The organism is Neoluteolibacter marinus (assembly GCF_014904755.1).
Lineage (GTDB): Bacteria > Verrucomicrobiota > Verrucomicrobiia > Verrucomicrobiales > Akkermansiaceae > Haloferula > Haloferula marina.
The window spans coordinates 1-10,171 of the sequence record NZ_JACZFQ010000112.1 but is presented as its reverse complement, the minus strand read 5'-3'; the positions used below and the strand labels follow the sequence as shown (position 1 = coordinate 10,171).

Here is a 10,171-nt window from a genome sequence, read left to right as displayed (position 1 = left end):
GGGTGGGGGAGGTGGAGGACACGGGCAACGGCAGCCGCCGCGAGCTGGTGTCGGGCCTGGCCTCGACGGCGCACGATCCGGTGGCGCTGGTCGAGGACGCCGCGGGGCGGCGCTACCTGGCGAAAGCCGGCCAGAAGTTCCAGGGCGCGGACGGTGCGGAGTATGTCGTGGATGACGTGCGACCCAATCAAATCGTTATTGAGAACAAGTCCACGGGTGGGGTATTAACGGTTCCGCTCCGCGGGCCGCGGGGCTGATCCACATCCGAACATGGCTGCCAAGACGATCGAGCCGGGGAGTCCCGTGAAGCAATTTTCCGTGCTGCTCCCCAACCGTGCCGGTGCCTTGGCCTCGATGGTCAAGATGTTGCGTGCCTCGGCGATCGAGGTGGTGGGGATCAGTGTCCAGGACTCGCGCGACGCGACCGTGGCGCGGCTGGTGGTGACCGACCCTGACACCACCGAGCAGATGTTCATCGAGAAGGGGATCCCGCACACCACCTGCGACCTGGTGGTGGTGTCGCTGCGCGAATCCGGCCCCGAGCTGCTGCCGGTGCTGGATACCCTGATGATCGCGGAAACGAACGTGGATTTCGCCTACGCGCTGATGCCATCGCCCAAGAACCACTCGATGCTGGCAATGCACGTCGAGGACTACGAGTTCGCGACCACCGTGCTCAACCAGGCGGGCTTCAAGCTGATCTGCCAGGAAGAGCTGAGCCGTTGATCAGGGCGCGCTGGCAACCTTGAGGTAGCTCGCGAAGTCGTGCGGGTGGTTCGCCATGGCCTTTCGGTGCGCTTCGCGGTGCCGTTCCAGCAGGGTGGTCCAGAGCCGGAAGATGTCCGGGTGTTCCGGGCCTCCGAACCCGTGGGCTTTCATCCGTTCGGGCAGCTGGGCGATCCGTTCGGGCTCGGAGGCCGCGGCCACCAGGATCAGCGCCTCGCCCTCGCCGTGGACCGCGATCTCGCCGTCCCCCGGCGTCACCTCGGATTCCATCGGGTAGATCCAGGCGCGGGCTTGGAACGGCTGGTCCCGATCCGTCCGACCGTCGAGGACCAGCACCCGGCGGTCCTCGACTTGCGCGGAAGTGTTTCCTTGCCGCAATTTCGCGCGGAAACCGAGGAAGCCCGGCTTGTCGGTGCGCAAATGGACGACCAGCAGGTCGTCGGTGGCGGAGACGAAAGTGGTCCACGTGAAGCCCGCGCCGCCGCGCTTGAAGGTGGTCGTGACGGTGCCATCGGCGAGATCCAGCGAGCGGCGGTAGTCGGTGACTTCCTTGTCCGCGTCCAGCCAGTCGAGGTGGAACGATCCGAGGTTTTCTCCCGAGAAGCCGGAACCGGGTTGACTGGGATCGACCTTTTCGCTGCGGGGAGAGCCGAAGATCGGTATTTCCGAGGTATCGGTTTTTCCCGGGACGAGACTGCCGAGGTGACCGTTGCCGAGCGGAAATGCGGAGGCTTTTGATTGTGCCGGGCTTGGGAAGCTGAGGTCGCCACCACGAGCTTTTGTCCCCATGGCAAGGCACAGGCAGAGGATGGAGAAAGGGGCGATGGTCATCCGGAGGGGGGCAGCCTTCCATGCTTCAACCGGTCCCGCAGCTGGAAAGTGCGGGATGGAGCGCCGGATTCATCCGGCCTGGATGGCGGGTTGGTGGATCCGCCAGCGTGATCGGGCTCGACCTCGGCTTGCCGGCACGGCCCCGATTCACCCCGGTCGGCCCGGGGCTGTGAGAACGGAGCGGCTGCAAGCCATCTGTCCAAGCCGGATGAATCCGGCGCTCCCTTTCGCGAGTTCACGTGGTGCCGGTCCGGGACCGAAGCTCCGCGATCAAGGCCTCGGCGTCCTCCGGGTTGAGCTGGTTGCGTGGAATGTCCTGGGTTCTTTCCAAACCGTTCCGAATGTAGATCAACCAGATCGCGGAACTTTCGACCCGAATCCCGGTGACTTTTTCCCAAGCGATCGGCTGATGGTTCCAAAAGCTGGCCGGGATGAACTTGATGCACTGGTCATCCAGCTCGATTCCCGCCCCGTCGGGGATATCACGCAGCTTTTGCCATCTCAGCCAACTGAAGATGGCAGCCAGCCCGACTGGCATCGCGTGAAGGGGCATGCGGTCGGGCGGGTCGCTCCAACCTCTGATGACAAGCACGACGAAGACGATGAAAAGCGCCACGGCACCTGCGAGCGCCCAGCGTCGCTGGCGATCAACCCGGAGCTTGAATCGTGAGGTCATCGGGCGGGTAGGTAGCCGCTTGTGCCGGAGCGTGAGCAACCATCGGTTGATTGGAAAGCCGTAGCTCGCGGGAAACGCCGCGTTGGCTTGGAATGTTCCCACCCGCCACTAACCCGAATGCGGACGGAATGAGTGGTTCCCCTGCCGCGGCAAGGGTGTTAGGTAGGTTGGAAATCCATGGAAAACCCGAACTTACCCGACGAAGATGCAAAGCGCCGCTACTGGCGGAAAAACCTGACCGTGCTGGGGATCCTGCTGAGCATCTGGTTCGCCGTTTCCTACGGCTGCGGGATCCTTTTCGTGGAGGAGCTCGACAAAGTCCGCTTGCCGGGAACCGGCTTCAAGCTGGGCTTCTGGTTCGCCCAGCAGGGGAGCATTTATGTGTTCCTGGTCCTGATCGCGATCTACGTGATCGTCATGAACAAGCTCGACCGCGAGCTTCTCGGCGGCAAATCCGACTGACCCGACGATCATGGACGTTCAAACTTGGACCTGGATCCTCGTCGGCCTGACCTTTTCCCTCTACATCGGGGTCGCCATCTGGTCGCGGGCCGGCTCGACCAAGGATTTCTACGTCGCCGGCGGCGGCGTGCCGAGTGTCGCCAACGGCATGGCGACGGCGGCCGACTGGATGAGCGCGGCGTCGTTCATTTCGATGGCCGGCATCATCTCGTTCGCGGGTCGCGACGGCTCGGTCTACCTGATGGGCTGGACCGGCGGCTATGTGCTGCTGGCGCTGTTGTTGGCGCCCTACCTGCGCCGATTCGGCAAGTTCACCGTGCCGGACTTCATCGGTGACCGCTACTACTCCGGCTGGGCGCGTTTCGTCGCGTTGCTCTGTGCGATCTTCGTTTCATTCACCTACGTCGCCGGGCAGATGCGCGGGGTGGGGATTGTTTTCTCGCGGATGCTGTTCGGCGACATGGACACCGTGCTCGGCATGACCCCGATCAACGCCGGGGTGGTGATCGGGATGGTCGTCGTGCTGTTCTATGCCGTGCTCGGCGGAATGAAGGGCATCACCTACACCCAGGTGGCCCAGTACTGCGTGCTCATCTTCGCTTTCATGGTGCCGGCGATCTTCCTTTCGATCCAGATGGCGGGCACGCCGATTCCCCAGCTCGGTTTCGGCGGTGGCAACGAGGGGGGCTACCTGCTCGACCAGCTCGACGGACTGAGCAAGGAGCTCGGTTTCGCGGCCTACACGGAGGGCCAGAAATCGACCACGGATGTTTTCTTCATCACGGCGGCGTTGATGTGCGGCACCGCCGGCCTGCCGCACGTGATCGTCCGTTTCTATACGGTGAAGAAGGCCTCCGCCGCGCGTTCGTCGGCGCTCTGGGCGCTGCTGTTCATCGCGATCCTCTACACCACTGCCCCGGCGATCTCGGTGTTCGCCCGCACCAACCTGCTGAAGACCGTCGACAACGCGTCTTACGCCGAAGTCCCCGAATGGTTCAAGAAATGGGAGAACGTCGACCTGATCCAGTTCGACGACAAGAACGGCGACGGCCGGATTCAGTACACCGGTCCGAACGCCGCGGCGATGGGGCTACCCGCGAACGAGCTGACGATCGACAAGGACATCATGGTGCTGGCCAACCCGGAGATTGCCCGCCTGCCGAACTGGGTGGTGGCCCTGGTCGCCGCCGGCGGTCTGGCGGCCGCCTTGTCCACGGCGGCCGGCCTGCTGCTGGTGATTTCCACCTCGGTGGCGCACGACATGGTGAAGAAAACCATTGCCCCCATCATTGGCATGCAGTTGACCGAGCGCGGTGAGCTGATCTGGGCCCGCTGCGCCGCGGCGGTCGCGGTGGTCATCGCGGGCTACTTCGGCATCAAGCCTCCGGCCTTCGTTGCCGAGGTGGTGGCCTTCGCCTTCGGGCTCGCGGCCGCCTCGTTCTTCCCGGCGATCATCCTCGGGATCTTCTCCAAGCGCACCACCACGGCCGGGGCTGTTTCCGGCATGGTCGCGGGGCTGGTCTTCACGGCGAGCTACATCATCTGGTTCAAGTTCATCAGCCCGCAGTCGAATGTGGAGGCCAACTGGTGGCTGGGGATCTCACCGGAGGGGATCGGGACTCTCGGGATGGTGCTCAATTTCGTCGTCGCGGTGCTCGTTTCGATCGCCACCCCGCGCCCGCCGCAGGAGATCCGCGACCTGGTCGACCGGGTCCGGCTGCCGCGTGCGGCCTTCGGGGAGGAAGATAGCGGGCCGGTGGATCACTGAGCCGACATTTCGTTGGGCAAGGGGCCGGGGCTGTGGTTGCGTGGTGGGGCACATGCGCTGCTTCTACTCGCAGGACTTCGAGCTGAAACTGCCATCGGGGCATCCGTTCCCGATGGAGAAGTTCCGTATTTCAAAGGACATGCTGCTGGACGGCGGCATCCTGAAGCCGGAGGAGATCATCGAGGTGAAGGTGGCTGACGGGCATTTGCTCAAGTCGGTGCACGAGACGGACTACATCGACCGGATCTACTCCGGCTTGCTCGACCGCAAGGAGCAGATCCAGCTGGGGCTTCCGCTGTCGCCGCAGCTCTACACCCGCAGCGCGACCGAGGTCGAGGCGACGCGGCAGACGTGCCACGCGGCCTTGACCGAAGGCGTCGCGGTTTGCCTGGCCGGCGGCACCCACCATGCCTTCCGGGAGCACGGCGAAGGCTACTGCGTTTTCAATGACGTCGCGGTCGCGATCCGGGACCTGCAGGCCAAGCAGCCCGGAATCAAGGTGATGGTGGTGGACACCGACGCCCACCAGGGGAACGGCACCGCCGCCATCCTCGGCGGCGACCCGCGGGTCTTCACCTACTCGATCCACGTCGGGAAGAACTACCCGACCCGCAAGGTGGCGAGTTCGCTGGATGTGGAGACCGTGCGCTACGTGGAAGGGGAGATGTACCTGAAACAGCTCTTCCACACGCTGGCGGGAGCGCTCGACAGTTTTGCGCCGGACCTGGTGATCTGGATCGCCGGGGCGGACAATCACCGCAACGACCGCTTCGGCCAGATGCACCTGTCGGTGAAAGACCTGCAGCGCCGCGACGATGTCCTGCTGAGGGCTTTCATCCGCAACCACGTCCCGGTGGCCGTGCTCTATGGAGGCGGCTACAACCGCCAGGCGGAGTTCACCGCGAAGATCCACCGCAACACGGTGGCCACGGCGAAGAAGTTGGCCGCGACCTACCGGGGCCTGTAGGACGGAGACCTTGATCAACTGATGGCGGACAGCTGGACATTCGGATCGGTGGCAGTGGTGGGAGCCGGTGCCGTGGGGCTCTACTACGGCGCGCGCCTGGCGGCCGCCGGGGAGGATGTACGATTCCTGATGAGGTCGGACCACGACGTCGTGAAGTATGAGGGCATCCGCATCGACAGCGTCGCGGGTGATCTCCACCTGCAGGAAGTCAATGCCCTCCGGACGACCGAGGAGATCGGGCCGGTGGACCTGGTGATCGTGGCGTGGAAGGCCACGGCGAATGGACACCTGGCCGCGCTGCTGCCGCCGCTGCTTCACGAGGGAACCCAGGTTCTGACCCTGCAGAACGGCCTGGGGAACTGCGAGCAGCTGGCGGGGATTGTCGGCGCGGACCGGGTGCTGGGTGCCTTGTGCTTCGTGTGCCTGAACCGCCTGTCACCCGGGTATGTCAGCCACACGGCGGGCGGCCGGATCAGCGTGGGAGATTACATCAAGGACGGACGTGGCAGGGCGGAGGAGATCGCGCGACGCTTCGGTGCGGCGAAGATCCCGACCGAGGCGGTCCCGTCGCTGGCGGTGGCGCAATGGACGAAGCTGGTGTGGAACATCCCGTTCAACGGCCTGGCGATCGCGGACGGCGGCGTGACCACCGAGGACTTGTTGGCAACCGACGAGTCGGAGGCGGAGATCCGCGGACTGATGGCGGAGGTGATCGCCGCCGCCCGGGCGCAGGGACTGGACCTCGACGACGCGTTGATCGACGTGAACGTCGAGCGGACCCGGCCGATGGGGCCCTACCGGCCATCGAGCATGATCGATTTCATCGAGGGCCGCGAGGTGGAGTTCGAGGCAATCTGGGGCGAGCCATTGCGGCGGGCAAAGGCCGCCGGGGTTGCGGTGCCGATGCTGGAGCGCCTGGCCGACCGGATCCGGGCGCGGGTCAGTTCGGTGCGCTGACAGGCGGGTCGATTTCGGATTTGTCGCCGCCGCCGTGGGAGGCTCAGGATGCGTCCATGGAACAGCCGGTTGGCATCGTGTTGGGTTCGGGGCTCGGTCCCCTGGCGGAGCGGGTGAAGGTGGACAAGGCGGTGGCCTTTGCCCACGCCGGGCTGCCGGAGTCCCGGGTCAAAGGCCACGCCGGCCAATTCCTCATCGGGCAGCTCGGCGGACGCCCGGTGATTGTGATGCAAGGGCGCGTGCATTTGTATGAAGGGCACGATGCCAAGGCGGTGAGTGCCGGGGTGCGCTGGCTCCATCAACAGGGGGTGCGGCACCTGGTGCTTACCAACGCGGCGGGAACCCTCAATTCCGTCCATGCGCCGGGCAGCTGGATGATGCTCACCGATCACCTGAACCTCACCGGGACCTCGCCGCTGGAGGGCGGCGCCAACTTCATCGACATGAGCGAAGTCTACGACCTTGAGGTCCGGAAGTGTTTCCACGCGCTGGCGATCGAGCGCGAGCTGACGCTCCACGAAGGGGTCTATGCCGGGCTACGAGGTCCCCAGTACGAAACCCCCGCCGAGATCCGGATGCTTTCGGCCATGGGCGCGGACGCCGTCGGTATGAGCACGGTGCTCGAAGCGCTGCAGGCCCGTGCCTTGGGGATGAAAGTCACCGGGTTCTCCTGCCTGACCAACTGGGCGGCGGGGATCTCTCCGCAAGCCCTGGACCATGCGGAAGTGATCGAGACCGGGGCGGCCGCGGCCGGATCGATGATGGACTTGCTGGAAGCCTGGTGCGGCCTGTGACCCGCGCTTACTTGCGGGAGAGCTCGCTGCCCTTGGCACCGCGGGTCTTCGGTTGGAAGGGGAAGACGAAGGCGTCGTCGAAGTCGAAGGCGCTGGCGAAGTCCTCCTTGGTGTCGCTGTCCTGCTTGCCGAACATCTGCTCGTCGATCAGGTGGAAGACCATTTCGCCGATGTCGCCGCTTTCACGCAAGCCCCACTCGGACATCAGCGTGCCGGCCATTGGCCCGAACTGCTGGATCGCGAGGTCGCGGAATCCGAGGCAAAGCTCGGGCCCGGAGACGTGGCGGGGTTCCCCGCCATTGGCGTCGGCGGCACGCTTGAGGGTGAAGTCGAGCGCTTCCTTGAGGAACAGGTAGGCCTGGGCGTCGTAGCGCTTCTCTCGTTGGAGGATCGACTCGACCGCTTGCTCGAACTGCAGTGCCTTCATGCGTTGGGAAAATGCCCGGACGCCGGGCCGGAGTCAAAGATGTTAGCGAGGGCCGCCGAAGTTCAGTTGCCGAGGCGCGCGGCGAGGTCGTCCAACACGGCATCGAGCCGGGATGCGGAGCTGATCCGCTGCGGCTGGTCGAAGCCGACCCAGATGGACGTGGAGCCTTTCGGCCCGAGCCGCAGCAGCCAGGCGTCGCGACCCGATCCGGTGGCGCCGCCGTGGACCCGCGTGCCCGAGGTGCTCTCCAGCAGCGCGGCGGCTTCGCGGGCGGCCTCGCGGCTGAGGGCGGGGGTGGTCGATGCCTTGGCCTTGAACAGCTCGCGGCCTTCGGCGGAAGTAATGGACTGGATCAAGTATGGTCGCGGCCGCAGCCCGTCGTTGCCGAGGGTGGCGAGCCCGGTGGCCACTTCCAACGGAGTGGCGGCGGCACTGCCGCGGAACAGGTCCTCGGTGTCGAGGAAGGGGCCGGTGATGCCGCAGCGTTTGGCGATCCGGCTGGTCTCGCGGGGGCCGATCTGACGGCCGGTCTGGACCGGTTTGCCCGGCAGCACCAGCTTGCCGCGTTCGGCGGCGGCGGCGGCGACCCAGGGCTCGAAGGCCGCGCCGAGATCACGGCGGGCTCCGGTGGTGCGGTCGTAACGGGAGTCCATGTAGTCGCGCCCGCCGACCAGCGCGAGCATGGCTCCGGTTCTGGTTTCCAAGGTGACGGCGGCGCACTGGAGGTAGCCGGGTTCGGTGCCGGCCACGTGCTCGGCGGCAACAGGGTAGTCCCAGCCCTTCGAGTTCTCGATTTTCTCGAGCGAGGCGAACAGGTCGCTTTCGAGGCGCTGCTGCCAACCGCTGTCGAGGGTGGTGCGGACGGTCAGGCCACCGTCGCGGATGTCCTCGTCGTCGAGGATGGTCTGCAGCTCCTTCTGGATGGCCTCGAGAGCGTAGGAGCGGCCTTCCCCGCGCTTCTCCTGCGGCACCAGCACGATCGGGATCCGCTTGATGCGCTCGACGTTTTCGCCGTCGATCATGGCCATCGCTTTCATGCGGGCGAGGACTTCGGACTGCTGGTCGCGGGCGGCGGGGAGGTTGCGGAACGGGGAGAAAATGTGGGGTCCGCGGATGATGCCGACCAGCATCGCGCTCTCGGCCTCGTTGAGCGCCGAGGTGGGCTTGCCGAAGTAGGTGCGGGCGGCCATGTCGATGCCGTGGCAACCGGCGCCGAAGTAGATGCGGTTGAGGTAGTGGGCGAGGATCTCGTCCTTGGAGTAGCGGGCTTCGAGGCGCAGGGTGAGGGCGATTTCCAACAGCTTGCGGTCGATCGATTTCTCGCGGATCTCGAAGGTGTTCCGCGTGAGCTGCATGCTCAGGGTCGAGGCGCCCTGGGTGAAGTCGCCATCCTTGACGTTGCGCACGGTGGCTCGGGCCAGGCCGCGGAAATCGACGCCGCCGTGGTCGTAGAAGCGGGCGTCCTCGCGGGCGCGCAGCGCATTGACGAGGAAGTCGGGGATGTCCTTGCGGGTGACCAGCCGCCGCCCGCTGAGGCCGCCGCTGCCGAGTTCCTTGCCGTTGCGGTCGTAGAAGGTGGTGCGGGCCGGCATCTCCGCGACCTCCTTGAGGTCGAAGCGGGAGGCCCGGGTGAAGTAGTAAGCGACCACCAGGAGGCCGAGGACGGCGGCGATGCCGCAGCACCACAGCCCCCAGCGCAGGGCCAGCCGCAGCCAGCCCGGCATCCAGGCAAGCCAGGCGGGTGTTCTGCGGATGGGACGCCAGGTGGACATGAACGGGGGGAAGAAGAAACCACTGACCGGAAAGCAGAAGCCTATTCTTCGACCGGCAGGGCTTTGAGCGGTTCGTCTTGCTCTTCCTCGATCGGCCCGTCGTCGACCGGCTGGGCGCGCAGCGGCCGGCCGGAGTCCACCTCGCCGGCATCCACCGGCAGGGCGCGGGCCGGATGATCCGGGCAAAGGTCGTTCTCGGCGGGAACGATGTCGGCGGGCACGTTGTCGGTATAACCTTCGCCCGCCGCTTCGCAGCCGCTGGTGGCGCGCTTGCCGGAACTGCGGCAGAGCCGGCATTCGACGAAGGACAGCTGGGACGTCAGGCCCTCCGCCTTGTAGCCGAGCTTGTCGGCGGTTTTCATGACCTCGACCCAGACCGGCAGGGCGAGGGTGGAGCCGTAGCCGCGGTCGATGATCTTCTTCGGGGTGTCGAGGCCGACCCAGACGGCGCAGGTGATGCTGGAGGTGTAGCCGGCGAACCAGGCGTCCTTGTAGTCGTTGGTGGTGCCGGTCTTGCCACCGCAGGGCTTGTTGAAGCCGAGGGACTTGACCGAGGCGGCGGTGCCGCGTTCGGTGACCTCGCGGAGGATCTGGGACACGCTCCAGGCCGATCCCGAGCTGGTCGCAACGTAGGGGACGGGCTTGTTCTTGTACAGGACGTTGCCCTTGCGGTCGCGGATCTCGTCGATGATCCGCGGCGGGTGGCGCATGCCGCGGTTGGGGAAGACGGTGTAGGCGGATGCTACCTCGTAGGTGCTGGCCTCCCAGGCACCGAGGTAACTGGTCGGCGA

12 protein-coding genes are annotated in these 10,171 nt (G+C 65.7%); 7 read left to right on the top strand and 5 right to left on the bottom strand.

Features of this window, described 5'->3' with window-relative positions:
* Positions 1-257, top strand: a 257-nt coding sequence (locus IG178_RS22085; protein WP_193214762.1) for a hypothetical protein, incomplete at its 5' end; no start/stop codon positions are given.
* Positions 258-270: 13 nt separating this feature from the next.
* Positions 271-726, top strand: coding sequence for an ACT domain-containing protein (locus tag IG178_RS22080; RefSeq protein WP_193214761.1), 456 nt, complete (start codon positions 271-273; stop codon positions 724-726).
* On the opposite strand, the gene IG178_RS22075 is transcribed toward IG178_RS22080, so the two are convergent.
* Both IG178_RS22075 and IG178_RS22070 read right to left on the bottom strand, forming a co-directional pair.
* The gene (locus IG178_RS22075; protein ID WP_193214760.1) at positions 727-1,557 is read right to left on the bottom strand and encodes a glycoside hydrolase N-terminal domain-containing protein; all 831 of its coding nucleotides are present in this window, start codon (positions 1,555-1,557) and stop codon (positions 727-729) included.
* A 235-nt stretch (positions 1,558-1,792) separates the two neighbouring features.
* The gene (locus IG178_RS22070) at positions 1,793-2,233 is read right to left on the bottom strand and encodes a hypothetical protein (RefSeq protein ID WP_193214759.1); all 441 of its coding nucleotides are present in this window, start codon (positions 2,231-2,233) and stop codon (positions 1,793-1,795) included.
* Between the two features lie 177 nt (positions 2,234-2,410).
* On the opposite strand from IG178_RS22070, the gene IG178_RS22065 reads away from it, so the two are divergent.
* Genes IG178_RS22065 through IG178_RS22045 form a run of 5 tightly spaced genes read left to right on the top strand, consistent with a single transcriptional unit; the run spans position 2,411 to position 7,181 of the window.
* Complete coding sequence (locus tag IG178_RS22065) at positions 2,411-2,695, top strand: DUF4212 domain-containing protein (RefSeq protein ID WP_193214758.1); 285 nt, start codon at positions 2,411-2,413, stop codon at positions 2,693-2,695.
* A 10-nt stretch (positions 2,696-2,705) separates the two neighbouring features.
* Positions 2,706-4,463: a sodium:solute symporter family protein gene (locus tag IG178_RS22060; protein ID WP_193214757.1), complete on the top strand. Its 1,758-nt coding sequence runs from the start codon at positions 2,706-2,708 to the stop codon at positions 4,461-4,463.
* Between the two features lie 52 nt (positions 4,464-4,515).
* Positions 4,516-5,430, top strand: coding sequence for a histone deacetylase family protein (locus IG178_RS22055; protein WP_193214756.1), 915 nt, complete (start codon positions 4,516-4,518; stop codon positions 5,428-5,430).
* A 21-nt stretch (positions 5,431-5,451) separates the two neighbouring features.
* Positions 5,452-6,387 (top strand): 2-dehydropantoate 2-reductase, encoded by a 936-nt coding sequence (locus IG178_RS22050; RefSeq protein ID WP_193214755.1) that lies wholly within the window; start codon positions 5,452-5,454, stop codon positions 6,385-6,387.
* Positions 6,388-6,443: 56 nt separating this feature from the next.
* Positions 6,444-7,181: a purine-nucleoside phosphorylase gene (locus IG178_RS22045; protein ID WP_193214754.1), complete on the top strand. Its 738-nt coding sequence runs from the start codon at positions 6,444-6,446 to the stop codon at positions 7,179-7,181.
* A gap of 7 nt (positions 7,182-7,188) precedes the next feature.
* Here IG178_RS22045 and IG178_RS22040 read toward each other — a convergent pair whose 3' ends face one another.
* The 3 genes from IG178_RS22040 to IG178_RS22030 form a co-directional block, all read right to left on the bottom strand.
* Positions 7,189-7,608: a Minf_1886 family protein gene (locus IG178_RS22040; RefSeq protein WP_193214753.1), complete on the bottom strand. Its 420-nt coding sequence runs from the start codon at positions 7,606-7,608 to the stop codon at positions 7,189-7,191.
* 62 nt (positions 7,609-7,670) lie between these two features.
* The gene (locus tag IG178_RS22035; RefSeq protein ID WP_193214752.1) at positions 7,671-9,380 is read right to left on the bottom strand and encodes a transglycosylase domain-containing protein; all 1,710 of its coding nucleotides are present in this window, start codon (positions 9,378-9,380) and stop codon (positions 7,671-7,673) included.
* Positions 9,381-9,421: 41 nt separating this feature from the next.
* Positions 9,422-10,171, bottom strand: a 750-nt coding sequence (locus IG178_RS22030; RefSeq protein ID WP_255519005.1) for a penicillin-binding transpeptidase domain-containing protein, incomplete at its 5' end; no start/stop codon positions are given.

What these genes read in the sequence shown, in the direction of transcription:
- IG178_RS22080 (WP_193214761.1), top strand. Translation starts at nt 271, where the DNA reads ATGGCTGCCAAGACGATCGAGCCGGGGAGTCCCGTGAAGCAATTTTCC.
- IG178_RS22075 (WP_193214760.1), bottom strand. Translation starts at nt 1,557, where the DNA reads ATGACCATCGCCCCTTTCTCCATCCTCTGCCTGTGCCTTGCCATGGGG.
- IG178_RS22070 (WP_193214759.1), bottom strand. Translation starts at nt 2,233, where the DNA reads ATGACCTCACGATTCAAGCTCCGGGTTGATCGCCAGCGACGCTGGGCG.
- IG178_RS22065 (WP_193214758.1), top strand. Translation starts at nt 2,411, where the DNA reads ATGGAAAACCCGAACTTACCCGACGAAGATGCAAAGCGCCGCTACTGG.
- IG178_RS22060 (WP_193214757.1), top strand. Translation starts at nt 2,706, where the DNA reads ATGGACGTTCAAACTTGGACCTGGATCCTCGTCGGCCTGACCTTTTCC.
- IG178_RS22055 (WP_193214756.1), top strand. Translation starts at nt 4,516, where the DNA reads ATGCGCTGCTTCTACTCGCAGGACTTCGAGCTGAAACTGCCATCGGGG.
- IG178_RS22050 (WP_193214755.1), top strand. Translation starts at nt 5,452, where the DNA reads ATGGCGGACAGCTGGACATTCGGATCGGTGGCAGTGGTGGGAGCCGGT.
- IG178_RS22045 (WP_193214754.1), top strand. Translation starts at nt 6,444, where the DNA reads ATGGAACAGCCGGTTGGCATCGTGTTGGGTTCGGGGCTCGGTCCCCTG.
- IG178_RS22040 (WP_193214753.1), bottom strand. Translation starts at nt 7,608, where the DNA reads ATGAAGGCACTGCAGTTCGAGCAAGCGGTCGAGTCGATCCTCCAACGA.
- IG178_RS22035 (WP_193214752.1), bottom strand. Translation starts at nt 9,380, where the DNA reads ATGTCCACCTGGCGTCCCATCCGCAGAACACCCGCCTGGCTTGCCTGG.